The sequence below is a fragment of the Rhodobacter calidifons genome (genome assembly GCF_011174775.1).
GTDB classification, from domain to species: Bacteria; Pseudomonadota; Alphaproteobacteria; order Rhodobacterales; family Rhodobacteraceae; genus Tabrizicola; species Tabrizicola calidifons.
In genome coordinates this window covers 205891-221119 of sequence record NZ_JAANHS010000005.1, presented here as the reverse complement: position 1 = coordinate 221119, position 15229 = coordinate 205891, and the positions used below count along the sequence as shown (strand labels likewise).

At 69.7% G+C, this 15229-nt stretch carries 13 protein-coding genes and 1 tRNA gene; 3 read left to right on the top strand and 11 right to left on the bottom strand.

What is annotated here, in order from left to right; all coding sequences use genetic code 11:
- Nucleotides 1-202 precede the first annotated feature (202 nt).
- Together hutC and G8O29_RS09105 are read right to left on the bottom strand one after the other, a co-directional pair.
- Complete coding sequence (gene hutC, locus G8O29_RS09110; RefSeq protein ID WP_166402921.1) at nt 203-889, bottom strand: histidine utilization transcriptional repressor HutC; 687 nt, start codon at nt 887-889, stop codon at nt 203-205.
- Nucleotides 886-2226: a formimidoylglutamate deiminase gene (locus tag G8O29_RS09105; protein ID WP_166402920.1), complete on the bottom strand. Its 1341-nt coding sequence runs from the start codon at nt 2224-2226 to the stop codon at nt 886-888. The genes hutC and G8O29_RS09105 overlap by 4 nt, the downstream gene beginning before the upstream one ends.
- A 66-nt stretch (nt 2227-2292) precedes the next feature.
- Between G8O29_RS09105 and hutI the strand changes: the two genes are divergently transcribed.
- The 3 genes from hutI (at nt 2293) to hutU (ending at nt 6786) form a co-directional block, all read left to right on the top strand.
- On the top strand, nt 2293-3501 hold the full coding sequence (gene hutI, locus G8O29_RS09100) for an imidazolonepropionase (protein WP_166402919.1): 1209 nt from the start codon (nt 2293-2295) through the stop codon (nt 3499-3501).
- Nucleotides 3491-5023 carry a histidine ammonia-lyase gene (gene hutH, locus G8O29_RS09095; protein WP_166402918.1) on the top strand — a complete coding sequence of 511 codons (1533 nt, stop codon included), beginning with the start codon at nt 3491-3493 and terminating at the stop codon, nt 5021-5023. The genes hutI and hutH overlap by 11 nt, the downstream gene beginning before the upstream one ends.
- Before the next feature lie 77 nt (nt 5024-5100).
- Complete coding sequence (gene hutU, locus G8O29_RS09090; protein WP_166402917.1) at nt 5101-6786, top strand: urocanate hydratase; 1686 nt, start codon at nt 5101-5103, stop codon at nt 6784-6786.
- A 238-nt stretch (nt 6787-7024) separates the two neighbouring features.
- Here hutU and G8O29_RS09085 read toward each other — a convergent pair whose 3' ends face one another.
- From G8O29_RS09085 to G8O29_RS09045, 9 genes are all read right to left on the bottom strand, one after another.
- The gene (locus G8O29_RS09085) at nt 7025-7951 is read right to left on the bottom strand and encodes a PHP domain-containing protein (RefSeq protein ID WP_166402916.1); all 927 of its coding nucleotides are present in this window, start codon (nt 7949-7951) and stop codon (nt 7025-7027) included.
- 184 nt (nt 7952-8135) lie between these two features.
- Nucleotides 8136-8861, bottom strand: a complete 726-nt coding sequence (locus tag G8O29_RS09080; RefSeq protein WP_166402915.1) for an SDR family oxidoreductase — start codon at nt 8859-8861, stop codon at nt 8136-8138.
- Nucleotides 8858-10555 carry a glycosyltransferase family 4 protein gene (locus tag G8O29_RS09075; protein WP_166402914.1) on the bottom strand — a complete coding sequence of 566 codons (1698 nt, stop codon included), beginning with the start codon at nt 10553-10555 and terminating at the stop codon, nt 8858-8860. The genes G8O29_RS09080 and G8O29_RS09075 overlap by 4 nt, the downstream gene beginning before the upstream one ends.
- Nucleotides 10555-11355, bottom strand: coding sequence for a class I SAM-dependent methyltransferase (locus G8O29_RS09070; protein WP_166402913.1), 801 nt, complete (start codon nt 11353-11355; stop codon nt 10555-10557). The genes G8O29_RS09075 and G8O29_RS09070 overlap by 1 nt, the downstream gene beginning before the upstream one ends.
- Before the next feature lie 42 nt (nt 11356-11397).
- A complete protein-coding gene (locus tag G8O29_RS09065; protein ID WP_166402912.1) occupies nt 11398-12219 on the bottom strand; it encodes a metal ABC transporter permease in 822 nt (273 codons plus the stop codon).
- Complete coding sequence (locus tag G8O29_RS09060; RefSeq protein WP_166402911.1) at nt 12216-13049, bottom strand: metal ABC transporter permease; 834 nt, start codon at nt 13047-13049, stop codon at nt 12216-12218. Before G8O29_RS09060 ends, G8O29_RS09065 begins: the two co-directional genes overlap by 4 nt.
- A gap of 144 nt (nt 13050-13193) precedes the next feature.
- On the bottom strand, nt 13194-14045 hold the full coding sequence (locus tag G8O29_RS09055; RefSeq protein ID WP_166402910.1) for a manganese/iron ABC transporter ATP-binding protein: 852 nt from the start codon (nt 14043-14045) through the stop codon (nt 13194-13196).
- 7 nt (nt 14046-14052) lie between these two features.
- Nucleotides 14053-14946: a metal ABC transporter substrate-binding protein gene (locus G8O29_RS09050; protein WP_166402909.1), complete on the bottom strand. Its 894-nt coding sequence runs from the start codon at nt 14944-14946 to the stop codon at nt 14053-14055.
- Nucleotides 14947-15121: 175 nt separating this feature from the next.
- Nucleotides 15122-15198 (bottom strand) — tRNA-Arg (locus tag G8O29_RS09045).
- Nucleotides 15199-15229 lie beyond the last annotated feature (31 nt).

The window sequence follows — 15229 nt, the reverse complement described above, 5'->3', positions numbered from 1 at the left end:
GCCGGGCTTCAGCCCGACTGTCCCGACCCGCCGCCACCAGCGCAGGGTGCGCTACAGCGCACCACCCGGCTCGGGGCCGGCTCGGGGCCGCGACGGGAACACAGATCCCGATCCCTGACTTGCGCCCGACGACCAAAGCCAACCCGTTGCAAGCCTTGGCTGCCCGACCATGCCGCGCGTGGCGCGGACCCCTGCGCCCGCCTCAGAAGGTCATCACCACCCGATGCCCCGGCGCATGGGCCAGCCGCACCAGGGTCACCGGTCCCGCCATCCCCTGCGTCGTCCGCTCCGCCACCAGCAGCGGCGTCCCCGGGGCCACGCCCATCACCTCTGCCTCGCGCGGGGTGGCCGGTTCGGCGGTGAAGGCGATGTCGCCGGACACCAGGCTCACATGCGTCACCAGCCATTCGTTGGCACTGACCGCGGCGAAATCCGGCGGCGGATCGGGCAGGACGGCGGGGTTCAGCCAGCGCGTCTCCAGCACGAAGGGGAGGCCCCCGGCCAGGTGCAGGGTCTCCAGATAGCGCATCGGCTGGCCCTCGGGCAGGCCCAGCCGGGCGGCCACCGGGACCGGGGCCGGGACCTGACGGTCGGCCATGAGCCGGAAGTCATAGGCGAGGCCCCGCCCCAGCACATCCAGCCGGATCACCGGGATCTCCAGCCGCGCGCGACGGACGGGCAACGCGGCCACCCGGGTTCCGGCGCGTTTCTTGCGTTCGATCACCCCCGCCTCTGCCAGCGCGGTCAGCGCGCGGTTCACCGTGGCCCGGGCCACGCCGAACTCCTCGGCCAGGGCCTCCTCGCCCGGGATCAGCGCGCCGGGCGGCCAGTCGCGCACCCGGATCCGGCGCAGCACCTCGGCGCGGATCTCTTCCCAGCCCAGCGTCACAGCGTGTCCCGCAGGCGCTGCATGGTGGCGCGGAAACGCGCCGCGACGGCCTCGCGCGCGACATGGCGGCCCTCACGCACGACGGGACGGCCCGCCGACCAGAGGTCGGACACCAGCCCGTCGCGGCCCGCAAAGACGAAGGCATCCAGCAGCCGGTCGCCCTCCAGGCCGTCCAGCCGCAGATCGCCGGTGTCCAGCGCCAGAAGGTCCGCCCATTCCCCGACCGCGATGCCGCCCCGGCCTCGCCCCGCCGCCTGCGCGCCACCCTTGACCGCCGCCTCCCACAGCAGCCGACCGGTGGAGCGGTGATCGGCCATCACCGCCCGGGCGCGGCCGGCAAGCCTTTGGGAATATTCCAGAAGCCGCAGCTCCTCGGCCAGCGAGATGCGGACGTTGCTGTCGGTCCCGACCCCGAAGGCGCCGCCCGCCCCCAGCCAGCCGGGGCCGTCGAAGATGCCGTCGCCCAGGTTCGCCTCGGTGATCGGGCACAGGCCCGCGACCGCGCCGCTGCGGGCCAGCGCAGCCACCTCGCCCGGTGTCATCTGGGTCGCGTGGATCATGCACCAGCGCCCGTCCAGCGGCAGGTTCGCGCAGGCCCAGTCCACCGGGCGCGCGCCCCAGGCAGCCTGGACCTCGGCCACCTCGGCCAGCTGTTCGGCGATGTGGATATGGATCGGCCCGCCGGTCATCCCCGCGACGCGGCCCAGCGTCCCGCGGCTGACCGCCCGCAGGGAATGCGGTGCCACGCCCAGCACCGCATCCGGCAGACCGGCCAGCGCGCGCCCGGCGCTCTCCAGCACCCTGGCAAAGACCTCGGGAGAGGAGCCGAACCGCAGCTGCCCGCCCGACAGCGCCCGCCCGTCCACCCCGCCCTGTTCGTAGATCACCGGCAGATGCGTCAGGCCAAGGCCGGTATCCCGCGCAGCCTGCACGATGCGCGCGGACATCTCGGCCGGGTCGGCATAGCTGCCGCCGCCGACCGGATGGTGCAGGTAATGGAACTCACAGACCGCCGCAAAGCCCGCCTCGGCCATCTCGACCATCGCCTGCGCCGCAATGGCCTGCACGTCCTCGGGGCTCAGCCGGTCGAGAAAGCGGTACATCAGCGCACGCCATGACCAGAAGCTGTCCCGCCCCGCCGTGCGCGCCTCGATCAGGCCGGCCATCGCGCGCTGGAAGGTGTGCGAGTGCAGATTGACCGGCGCGGGCAGGATCACGCCATGGCCCTGCCCCGGCACGCCCGCCGTCACCTCGACGATGCGGCCCGCCGCGACGCGGATACGGACGTCCTTCGCCCAGCCGTCGGGCAAGAGGGCGGATGCGGCGTGCAGGATCATGGCGACTCGCTTGACTTGAATTATGTCTAGACATATTAGCCGGACATGCAGTCATAAGGCAAGCCGATGCTCCTGACCCATGCCACCCTTGCGACGATGAGCCCCGCGGCTGGATCGGGCGATTACGGCCTGATCCGGGACGGCGCCGTGGTGATCGAGGCGGACCGGATCGCCTGGGTCGGCCCGATGGCAGATCTGCCCGCAGACCACCGGGGACTGCCCCACCTCGACTGCGGGGGCAGGCTTGTCACCCCCGGCCTGATCGACTGCCACACCCACGCGGTTTTCGCGGGACACCGCGCCGAAGAATTCGAGCTGCGCCTGAACGGCGCCAGCTATGAGGCGATTGCCCGCGCCGGCGGCGGGATCATGGCGACCGTGACCGCCACCCGGGCGGCCTCCGAGGACACACTCCTGTCCGGCGCGCTTGCCCGCATCGACCAGCTGACGGCCTCTGGCGCCACCACGGTCGAGGTCAAATCCGGCTATGGGATGACCGTCGGGGACGAGTTGAAGATGCTGCGCGTCGCGCGGCAGATCGACAGGCACCGCGCGGTGACGGTGAGGACCTCTCATCTGGCGGCCCATGCCGTTCCGCCGGAATTCAAAGACAACGCAAAGGCTTATATCACCGAGGTCGCCCTGCCCTCGCTGCGCGCCGCGCATGCCGAGGGGCTGGTCGATGCGGTCGATGCCTTCTGCGAAACCATCGCCTTTTCCGTCGATGAACTTGCGCCGCTGTTTGCCGAGGCCCGCGCGCTTGGCCTTCCGGTCAAGCTGCATGCCGAGCAGCTGAGCGACCGGGGCGGCGCGGCCTTCGCGGCAGGTCACGGGGCGCTTTCGGCGGATCATCTGGAATATCTCTCGCCCGAAGGCATCGCGGCGATGGCGCAGGCCGGAACCGTGGCGGTGATCCTGCCCGGCGCCTTCTACACTTTGCGCGAGACCCGGACGCCGCCCATCGGCGCCCTGCGCGCGGCCGGCGTGCCGATGGCGGTGGCGACCGACCTGAACCCCGGGTCCTCGCCGATGGCCTCGCTGACGCTGGCGATGAACATGGCCTGCACCCTCTTCCGTCTGACGCCGCTGGAGGCCCTTGCCGGGACGACGCTGCATGCCGCAAGCGCCCTGGGTCTGTCCGACCGGGGCAGGATCGCGCCGCGCCAGCGGGCCGACCTCTGCATCTGGGACGCCCACCATCCTGCGGAACTCAGCTATCGGATCGGCGCAACCCCCCTGCACAAACGTATATACGGAGGCCAGCTTGACGCCTGAAATCCTGATCCCGGGCCAGGTCAGCCTGTCGCAGCTGGCGCGTATATACAGACAAGGCTTGCCTGCCCGCCTGCATGACAGTGCCCGCAACGGGATCGAACGCGCCGCCGGTCACATTGCGGCGGCAGCCGGGGGGACGGCAGCCGTCTATGGGGTGAACACCGGCTTCGGCAAGCTGGCAAGCATCAAGATCGCCCCGGAAGATACGACCAAGCTTCAGAAAAATCTGATCCTCAGCCATTGCTGCGGGGTGGGCGCGCCCATGCCCCGGGATGTGGCGCGGCTGATGATGGTGCTGAAACTCCTCTCGCTTGGCCGCGGGGCATCCGGGGTTCGCCCGGTCATCGTGGAGCTGATTGAAGCCATGCTGGCCCGAGGCGTGACCCCGGTGATCCCCGATCAGGGCTCGGTCGGCGCCAGCGGAGACCTCGCCCCCCTGGCCCATTTGACCGCCGTGATGATCGGCCATGGCGAGGCGATGGTCGATGGCGACGTGAAATCCGGCGCCGAAGCCCTTGCGATGAATGGGCTTTCACCGATCACTCTTGGGGCGAAGGAGGGGCTGGCGCTGATCAACGGCACCCAGTTCTCGACCGCTTACGCGCTGGCCGGCCTGTTCCAGGCCTGGCGCGCGGCGCAGGAGGCGCTGGTGATCTCGGCGCTGTCCACCGACGCGATCATGGGCTCGACCGCGCCGCTGGAGCCGGAAATCCACAGCTTGCGCGGCCAGCCGGGCCAGATCGCCACAGCAGCGGCAATGCGCGCGCTGCTGGCCGGGTCGGAGATCCGGGAAAGCCACCGCGAGGGCGACAGCCGGGTGCAGGACCCCTACTGCATCCGCTGCCAGCCGCAGGTCACCGGCGCGGCAATGGACGTGCTGCGCATGGCCGCCCGGACGCTGGAGATCGAGGCGAATGCCGCCACCGACAATCCGCTGGTGCTGTCCGATGGGCAGATCGTCAGCGGTGGCAACTTCCACGCCGAACCCGTTGGTTTTGCTGCCGACATGATCGCGATGGCGGTGGCCGAGATCGGCGCCATCGCGCAGCGCCGGGTGGCGCTGATGGTCGATCCGACGCTCAGCTTCGACCTGCCCGCCTTCCTGACGCCGAAGCCCGGCCTCAACTCCGGCCTGATGATCGCCGAAGTGACGACTGCCGCGCTGATGAGCGAGAACAAGCACCTCGCCCATCCCACGGTTATCGACTCGACTCCCACCTCCGCCAATCAGGAGGACCACGTCAGCATGGCCGCCCATGGCGCGCGGCGGCTGGGGCGGATGGTCGCGAACCTGAACGTGATCCTCGGGGTCGAGGCGCTCTGCGCGGCGCAAGGGATCGAATTCCGCGCCCCGCTGCGCACCTCCGCGCCCCTCCAGGCGGCGGTCCGCGCGCTTCGCGACAAGGTCCCTGCCCTGGCCGATGACCGCTACCTGGCCCCCGACCTAGCCCGCGCGGCCGCGCTTGTCGCCGAAGGCGCGCTCAGCCGGGCCGCCGCCATCCCGATGCCCGACCTCGCCTGATTTCATCTGTCCACAAATATCCTCGGGGGTCCGGGGGCGAAGCGCCCCGGGGGTCCCCACCAGCGAAGGAGCCCACAATGTCGAACCCCCGCCACAACCTGCGCGACATCTACCCGCCGACCGGCCCCGAAAGGACCTGCAAAAGCTGGCAGACCGAAGCGGCGATGCGGATGCTGATGAACAACCTGCACCCCGACGTGGCCGAGAACCCGCACGAACTGGTGGTCTATGGCGGCATCGGCCGGGCGGCGCGGACCTGGGACGACTTCGACCGCATCGTGGCAAGCCTGCGGGATCTGGAGGGCGACGAGACGCTGGTGGTGCAGTCGGGCAGGCCGGTTGCCATCGTGCGCACCCATGCGGATGCGCCCCGCGTGCTGATCGCCAACTCCAACCTCGTGCCGCACTGGGCGACCTGGGCGCATTTCAACGAGTTGGACCGCAAGGGCCTGATGATGTACGGCCAGATGACCGCCGGATCCTGGATCTACATCGGGACGCAAGGGATCGTGCAGGGGACGTATGAAACCTTTGCCGAGGCCGGGCGGCAGCATTACAGCGGGAACCTCTCGGGCCGCTGGATCCTGACCGGGGGCCTGGGCGGCATGGGCGGGGCGCAGCCGCTGGCTGCGGTGATGGCGGGGGCATGTTGTCTTGCGGTCGAGGTGGACGAGACGCGGATCGATTTCCGTATCCGCACCCGCTATCTCGATGCCAAGGCCCATACGCTGGACGAGGCGCTGGCGATGATCGCGGACTGGACCGCGAAGGGCGAGGCGAAATCCGTGGGCCTGCTGGGCAATGCCGCCGAAGTCTTTCCCGAACTTCTGCGCCGGATGCAGGCTGGCGGGCCGCGCCCCGATATCGTCACCGACCAGACGTCAGCGCATGACCCGCTGCATGGCTATTGCCCTGCGGGCTGGACCGTGGCCGACTGGCGCGCGCGGCAGGAGACGGACCCCAAGGCGGTCGAGGTGGCCGCGCGAGCTTCGATGCGCGCCCATGTCGAGGCGATGGTCGGCTTCTGGAACGCAGGCGTCCCTACGCTCGACTATGGCAACAACATCCGGCAGGTGGCGAAGGAGGAGGGGTTCGAGAACGCCTTCGCCTTCCCCGGTTTCGTCCCCGCCTATATCCGCCCTCTCTTCTGCAAGGGGATCGGCCCCTTCCGCTGGTGCGCCCTGTCGGGCGATTCGGAGGATATCCGCAAGACCGACGCGGCGATGAAGCGGCTGTTCCCCGACAATGCACATCTGCACCGCTGGCTGGACATGGCGGGCGAGCGGATCGCGTTTCAGGGCCTGCCCGCGCGGATCTGCTGGATCGGGCTGGGCGACCGGCACCGCGCCGGGTTGATGTTCAATCAGATGGTGGCAAACGGAGAGCTGAAGGCCCCCATCGTGATCGGGCGGGATCACCTGGACTCGGGGTCCGTCGCCTCACCCAACCGCGAGACCGAGGCGATGAAGGACGGGTCGGACGCGGTGTCGGACTGGCCGCTGCTGAATGCGCTGGTCAACACCGCCAGCGGCGCGACCTGGGTCAGCCTGCATCACGGGGGCGGGGTGGGCATGGGGTTCAGCCAGCACGCGGGCGTGGTCATCGTCGCGGACGGGACGCCCGAGGCCGCGCGCCGGCTGGAGCGCGTCCTGTGGAACGATCCGGCCAGCGGCGTCTGGCGGCATGCGGATGCGGGCTACGAAACCGCGATCCAATGCGCGAAGGACCACGGGCTGCGTCTGCCGGCGATCCTCGGCACCTGATCGGCCGGGCGCCGGTTTCCGGCACGGAAACCGGCCCGGAATTCGTTTCGAATTCCGGTGCGCCCGGAAAGCGGCCTTCCAGCGCCCGCAGGCAGCACCTGGCGCGCATGGCGCAGAAATGTCTGCTTCACCGTCGCGCTCGGCCCGGCCAGTTGGCAGATTCGCGCCGCGCCAGAAGGCTGGCGAACCAGGCGCCGGCAGAGCAATCCGGGGCGCCGAGACTGCGCCCGTTCCTGCCCTATCGCAGCCAGATCGGGTTCGACCAGGCGCGTTTTCCGGCCGCATCGATCACCGCGACGCGCAGCCATGGGCTGTCGTTCAGCCGCTGCAGCGGCACTTCCGCCCGGGTCATCGACGCCCCGTGCACCGCCTTGGCGCCGGTGCCATGCCCCAGCGCCACCACCGAGACGGCGGCCGAACATTCGACCACCACCTTGTCGCCATCCACGGCCACATCGCGCAACTCCGGCCCCTGCGAGGAATAGAAATCCCCTCGCTTCAACGCGGCCAGCAGCGCCTCGGGCTCGTTCGCCTCGGCCTTGACCATCACCCAGCCGCCGAAATGGTCGGGTTCCGAGAAATGCGCGTCATCGGTGGCGATCAGGCTCAGGCGCCGGCCTTCGGTCAACAGCAGGTCGGCAATCGCCGCGCCGTCGGGCCGGTCGCAGCCGGCGGCGCAGCCGTGGTTGTAGATCTCGACCGCATGGGCCGCCGTGATCGACCGCGCATCGGCAAGGGTCAGGCCCGACCATTGCGGATGCGCGATGGCGACGAAGGCCCCGGCAGCGACGGCGCGGGCGGCGATCTCGGCCCCGCTTTCCTGCCCCGGTTTCGGCAGGAAGCCGGGGCTGTCCGAGGGCGCGAAGTCCGGCGGCAGGCCCACGGCCAGGATATGCCACAGCTCGCCGTTGGCCATGGCACCCGAATGCAGTTCGGCCCCGAGGATCGTGGTGAAGCTGTTGGTGCGGAAGGGCACGGTATCGACGATCGGATAGCCGTAGGCGCCGATGAAATGGTCGGTCAGCGCCAGGAAATCATAGCCCTCGTCGCGGTAGCGGCGGCAGACCTCTTCGGGCGCGAGCACACCGTCGGAGCGCGTGGAATGGGTGTGCAGGTTCCCGCGCCAGAAGCGGCCGGGGGCGGTGAAGGCAGAGGGGCGGAGCATGGTCTGGGTCCTGTTTGCGCAGCGGGCGCGGCGTGGGGGTTGCGGTCGCGGTGACCGGTGCGGGATGCCAGGGGCCGATGACGCCGGAATGACGGCCTCGGCCGCCCGCCGGCCTTCGGCGCAACCTTGCCCGCGCCGCGCCGGCAGGGCAAGGGCCCGAGGCGCCGCCCGGCGCCGCCTGCCGCTAGCCGCGCCCGATATAGGGCATGTCGCGCGCCATGATCGTGACGAAGGGGGTGTTCACCTCCAGCGGCAGGCTGGCCATGTGCAGGACCATTGCGGCCACATGGTCCACATCCATCACCGGTTCGGCCCGGATGCTGCCGTCGGCTTGGGGCACGGCGGTCTGGAACTTCGCGGCCATGTCGGTCAGCGCATTGCCGATGTCGATCTGCGCGCAGGCGATGTCGAAGGCGCGGCCGTCCAGGGCCAGGGTGCGGGTCAGGCCGGTCACGGCATGTTTCGACATGGTATAGGGCACCGAGCCGGGCCGCGGCACATGGGCGGAAATCGAGCCGTTGTTGATGATCCGTCCGCCGCGCGGGGTCTGGCGGCGCATCAGTCCGAAGGCCGCGCGGGCGCAGAGGAACATGCCGGTGATGTTGGTGCGGCTGACCTCGAGCCATTTCTCGACCGGGATCTCGTCGATGGGGGCGGCGGGGGCCGAGATGCCGGCGTTGTTGAACAGCACGTCCAGCCGGGGCAGCCGGGCAAAGGCGGCCTCGACCTCGGCCGGGTCGCCCACATCCGCCACCAGAATACGCGCGGGGGCATCGCCTGCGGTTTCCTCCAGCGCCGCGCGGCGCCGGCCCAGGAGGCTGACCTCCCAGCCCGCCGCCAGGAAGGCGCGCGCGGTGGCGCGGCCGATGCCGGCGCCCGCGCCGGTGATCAGGATCGAACGGTCGGTCATGACACCTCCACCAGGTAGTCGTATTTCAGCAGCCAGAGCGCCGCGCGGCCGACGACCGAGGGCGGCAGGCGCAGGGCGGCGCCGATCTCGGCCTCGGTCGCGCCGCCGGGGCCTGCCGCGGCATAGGCGGCGCGCACCGCCTCGATCCGGGCCGGGTCGTCGATCAGGCGGCGGCGCAGCGCGTAGTTGCGCAGGGCGAACATCTCGGCCGGGGGCGGCCGATCCTCGGGCGGCCGGGCGGCCAGACGACGCTCTGGCGGGGCGAAGCGCGTCGGATAGGCGGCGAACATCTCTTCCACTGCCGGACCGACCGGCACCTGCGCGGGCGCGCAGGGCGCAAGCCCGGGCCCGCCCCTTGCCCGGGCGTGGGCCAGCATCGCCCGCTGTTCCGCCCAGAGCGCCTGATACTGCGGGATCACCGCGCGCCAGTCATACAGCGCCCGCGCCCGGGCCTGCCCCATGGCCCCCATCCGCGCGCGCAGGTCGGGATCCATCGCCAGCGTCACCAGCGCCCGGGCGAAGGCGCCGACATCCACGGGCGTCAGGGCCGAGACCTGGCTGAGATACTGCACATAGGCATCCGTCCCGCCCAGGAAGCGCTGGGTGATGTAACCGGACAGCCCCGCGCGGGGCAGTTCGCTTGGCACCCGGATGCCCACCTCGGGCGTCACCGTATCCTTCATCCCGTCCCAGTCCGTCACGATCACCGGCAGACCCGCCGCCATCGCCTCGACCGGTGCCAGACCGAAGGTTTCCTGAAGGTTGTCGATCGGAAAGACGAAGATGTCGCCGCCCGACAGCGTGGCCTTGCGGTCCTGCGGGTTGCCGCCGTCCATGAGGTGATAGCCGCAGGAGGGCATCAGCCGGACCGCGGCCCTGGCATAGATTGCTTCCCAGAGCTCTTCTCGGAACTGGCCGCAGAACACCAGATGCAGCTTGCCGCCGCCGAAGGCGCGGACCTCGCCCGCGGCCTGTTCCATGGCCAGGAACAGGGGCAGCGGGTCGAACTTCTCGTCCGGGGTCAGCCGCGCGATGGTGACGGCGACCACATCGCCGGGCGCGGCTCCGATGCGCGCGCGCAGCTCCTGGCCGAGAGCCGGGTCCGGCTGGAAGTCATCGCAGGCGATACCCAGCGGAATGACCGGCAACAGCGGCCGCGCCGGCAGGACCGCGCCCGGAAAGCGGTGGGCCAGATGGGCCTCGGCCAGTTCCATCAACCGGCGCAGCGAGGCCTGGACCGCGTCCGAGGTGCAGATCACCGCGTCCCAGGGCATCTGCGGCGCCGCGCGCAGGTCGAACAGAGCCTGCATGACGTTCTTCGTGGCCGTGGTATGGGTCACGCCGCACAGCGCCCAGGCCGCCGCCCCGTGCACCGACCGGCGCCAGCACTCGGCGGCGCTGATCGGGGCGGGATAATGCAGCACCTCGACCGGCGCCATCGCGGCCGGCGCATCCAGCCGGACCGCCCGCAAGGGCCGGGTCACGCCTGCGGCACGGGCCATTTCGGCGAAGGCCGCGTGGTCGCCCTGCGTATGGGCGACCGAGACGAATTCTTCTACCCGGCCATGGGTGAAGAAGCCCCGCAGGAAGCTTTCGCCGGCGACGCGGCGGCCGTTGATGCCCCTGCGCGCCGGGTCGTAGCCGTCGGACGTGAACCAGATCGCGGCATTGGCGGCAGGGGTCGGGTCGGGCATCAGCGGCTTTCCATCCAGAGCCAGGGCGTCGGCGTGGCGCGCCATTCCCACAGCATCAGCAGGCGGTCGAGGTCGGACAGCATCTCGGCCCAGTCGGGCAAGAGGTCGGGGCGCAGACTGCGGTCGATGCGGGTGATCCGGTGCGAGGGCGCGAAACGGTCGGTCAGCAGGGCCAGCAGGCCCGGGCGCATCCCTTCATGCACCTCGACCAGGAGGTCGGCGCGGACCAGCGCCGGGGCGCGGGCGGGGTCCAGAAGCTCGGCCTCGGCCCCTTCGATGTCGCACAGGATGAAGGTCGGCGCCTCGGCACAAAGCGCAAGATCGGCATGGCCGACCGCGCCCGCGATCCGCAGCCGGTCCTCGACTCCGTTCGCGCGGGCAAGCTCGGTGCACAAGGCGCGCGCGGCGGGGTTGGTGTCGCGGGCATGGATCAGGCTGGACGGCATGCGCCGGGCCAGGCCCACGGCATAGTAACCTTCGGCGCAGCCGATATCGAGCACCTGGGGATAGCCACGGGAGATCACCGTCTCGATCACGGGATGCAGGCTGGCCTCGTAGACACCCAACAGACGCGGGGCGCGGCCGCCCTCGGCAGCGGGGACGGCGTAGTGCATGCCGGCGAAGGGTCCGTGGGCGACCCGGCCGCCGCTGCGCTGAAGCAGCGTGTTCGCCAGGACGATCGCGCGCCATTTCGCCAGCTGCCGCAGCTGCGCGGCCAGCCGGTCGGGACCCGCTGGCAGCGCGGCAAGCCGCTGAAGCTGGGCGTCGGTCGCCCGGGTCAGTGGGGTCGGTCCGGTCATGGCCCCATGGGTAAGGGCTGGCCGGGCCGGCGTAAAGCCGGATCAGGCGGTGCGGCCGCGGATCGTCCGGTGCAGAAAGGCGGCACCAAACATGCCGGTCAGGATCAGGATCACCGTCGGGGCCGGGGCGGAATTCAGGTGAAAGCTGGCCCAGACGCCGCCGATCATCGCCAGAAGGCAGACCAGGGTGGCGGCAACCAGCATGGCGCCGAAGCTGCGGGTAAGGAGAAAGGCGATGGCACCGGGCGCGATCAGCAGGCCGATGGCCAGGATCAGCCCGACCGAGGTCAGCGTGGCGACGATGGTCAGCGCCAGGATCGCCAGAAGTCCGTAGTGCAAAAGCCCCGTCGGCAGGCCCGAGACCCGGGCCTGCACGGGATCGAAGGCATGCAGCATCAGGTCGCGCCACTTGAGGGCAAGGATCAGCGTGACCGGCGCGGCGATCAGCGCCGAGGTCCGCAGGTCCTCGGCCCCCACGCCCAGCATGTTGCCGAAGAGGATGTGGTCCAGGTGCCATTCGCTCGGAAAGGCGGTGTAAAGCACGATGCCGGCCGCGAACATGCCCGAAAAGACCACGCCCATCGCGGTGTCGCGCTTGACCCGGCTGTTGTCGGCCAGATAGCCGGTCAGAAGCGCCGCGCCGAGCCCGGCGGCGAAGGCTCCGATGAGGAGCGGCAGCCCGGCCAGCCAGGCCAGCACGATCCCCGGCAGGACCGCGTGGCTGACCGCATCGCCCATCAGCGCCCAGCCCTTCAGGACCAGGAAGCAGGACAGAAGCGCGGTGGGCGGGGCCACGATCAGCGCGATCCAGAAGGCGTTCCGCATGAACGGGAACTGGAACGGCTGGAGGAGGAACTCGATCATGCCGCCCTCGCCCGGGCCTTCGCGGCCAGCAGCCCGTGCTTCGGGGCAAAAAGGAAGGCAAGCGCGAAAAGCGCGGTCTGCAACAGGACGATCACGCCTCCGGTCGCTCCGTCCAGGAAATAGGACAGGTAGGCCCCCGCAAAGCCGCTGGACGCGCCGATCCCGGCTGCCAGCGCGAGAAGCCGGGGGAAACGGTCGGTCAGAAGATAGGCGGTGGCGCCGGGCGTCACGACCATCGCCACGACCAGGAAGGCCCCGACCGTCTGCATGGCGGCCACGGTCGAGGCCGCGAGAAGCGTGAAGAACACCAGTTTCAGGACCCCGGGCCGAAGCCCGATGGCGCGGGCATGCGCCTCGTCGAAGAAGGTGACCATGAGGTCCTTCCACAGCACCAGCAGGACCAGGGCCGAAATGCCGCCGATCAGCAGAAGCTGCACCCTGTCGCCGGGCGAGATCGCCAGCACATTGCCCATGATGATGGTCTGGACCGAGACCGAGGTGGGAAAGACCGAGATCAGGAACAGGCCAAGGCCGAAGAACGAGGTGAAGATGAGGCCGATCACCGTGTCCGTCTTCAGCCCGCTTCGGCTGGACAGGAACAGCATGGCACCGGCGGCAAGGCCTCCGGACAGGAAGGCGCCAAGCGCGAAGGGCAGGCCCAGGATATAGGCCCCCGCGACTCCGGGCACCACGGAATGGGACAGCGCATCGCCGATCAGCGACCAGCCTTTCAGCATCAGGTAGGCCGACAGCAGCCCGCAGACCCCGCCGACCAGGGCCGAGACGCCCATCGCATTGGTCATGTAGCTGTAGGCGAAGGGCTCAAGCATGGCTACCTGCGCACGGGTCGGGGCGGTTGGCAGATTGCGCGCCTTGCGGCGCAAGCCTCTTGTCTCGCCTCTGCGCGCGGGGCGCGCGCAACCGGCTCGGGCGGCCTCCGGCGGGAGTATTTGCGACATGGGCAAATGGCATGGTCATGTCTGGTCCTTGCGACCGTATTGCACGAAGGGGCGTTCGTCGTCGGTGAGGATCGAGATCTCGCGGGCATCGTCGTCGTCGTGCAGGTCGCTGCCGCCCAGGGTGAAATGGCGCAGGACGCCGCCGAAGGCCCGTTCGAGGTTCTCGCGGGTGAAGGTGGTTTCGGTCGGGCCATGGGCGAGGACGGTGCCCTTGACGAGCACGGTCCGGTCGCAGAAATCGGGGACCGAGCCCAGGTTGTGGGTCGAGACCAGCATGACATGGCCCGCGTCGCGCAGGTCGCGCATGAGGGCGATGATCTGTTCCTCGGTCTTCACGTCAACGCCGGTGAAGGGCTCGTCCAGAAGGATGATCCGGCCCTCCTGCGCCAGCGCGCGGGCGAGAAAGACGCGCTTCTTCTGACCGCCGGACAATTCGCCGATCTGGCGGTGGCGCAGGTCCGACAGGCCGACACGGGCAAGCGCCTGATCCACCTTTGCCCGGTCGGCGGCCGAGGGGCGGCGCAGGAAGCCCATGTGGCCATAGCGGCCCATCATCACCACATCCTCGACCAGGATCGGGAAGGACCAGTCCACCTCTTCCGCCTGTGGAACATAGGCGACAAGGTTCTGCCGCAGCGCCTCGCGCACAGGCAGGCCCAGAAGACGGATCGTGCCGCGCGCCAGCGGCACGAAGCCCATGATCGCCTTGAACAGCGTGGACTTTCCCGCCCCGTTGACGCCGACCAGCGCCGTGATCGTGCCTTGCGGGACCGCGAAGCTGGCATCGGTCAGCGCGGTCAGGCCGTTCCGGTAGGTGACGGTAAGCCCTTCGGCGAAAATGCCTTCGCAAGCCCGGTCGTCGCGCATGTCATCCTCAATTCGCGGACGCGAGGCCCCGCACGATGGTTTCGGTGGTCACGGTCAGGAGGTCGAGATAGGTCGGCACCGGCCCGTCGGCCGCGGACAGGCTGTCCACGTAAAGCACGCCGCCGAAGGCCGCACCCGTCTCGCGCGCGACCTGTTCGGCCGGGTCCGAGGGCACGGTGCTTTCGCAGAACACCGCCGGAATGCCATGTTCACGCACCCCGTCGATCACGGCGCGGACCTGGCGGGGCGTGCCCTGCTGGTCGGCGTTGATCGGCCAGAGATAAAGCTCCTTCAGGCCCAGGTCGCGGGCCAGGTAGCTGAAGGCGCCTTCGCAGGTGACCAGCCAGCGACGATCCTCCGGCAGCGCCGCGATCTGCGCCTTCAGCGGGTCGAGGGCGGCGGCGAGCTGCGCCTTGTAGGCCGCGGCATTGGCGGCATAGGTCGCGGCATGGGCCGGATCGACACCGGACAGCGCCTTCGCGATGTTATCCACATAGATCAGCGCATTGTCGATGCTCATCCAGGCATGCGGATTCGGGCGGCCGTCGTAATCCCCTCCGGTGATCGAGATCGGCGTGATGCCATCGGTCAGCGTGGCGGCAGGGACCCCGGCGAGATTGCTCAGGAACTGCTCGAACCAGCGTTCGAGCCCCAGCCCGTTCCAGAGCACGAGATCGGCATCCGCCGCGCCGACGATGTCGCGCGGGGTCGGTTCATAGCCGTGGATCTCGGCCCCCGGCTTGGTGATCGAGACGACCTCGACCCCGTCCCCGGCGACGTTCCGCGCCATGTCGGCGATCACCGTGAAGGTGGTCACGACCTTCAGCCGCGCCTCGGCCAGCGCCGGAAGCGGCAGGGCAGCCGGCAGCGGTGCAAGCAGAAGAAGACGGCGAGACGGCATTTGGCCTCCGGTTTTGGGGAGATTAGAATGTAAATGAGAAGCATTTGCAAGAAGGCAAGGGGCGGTCTGCTGAATGTCCGCCGAATGGCAGGCCGAACGGCCCGGATGCCCGCAAAGCCGCCACACGACGGGAAAGCGGACGGCGCCGGGCGGGTCGGATCGCAATGCAGGGAAGTGGCGCACCCGACAGGATTCGAACCTGTGACCTCTGCCTTCGGAGGGCAGCACTCTATCCAGCTGAGCTACGGGTGCCTGACGGCGTCCTTAGCGGAAGCCGCCGGGG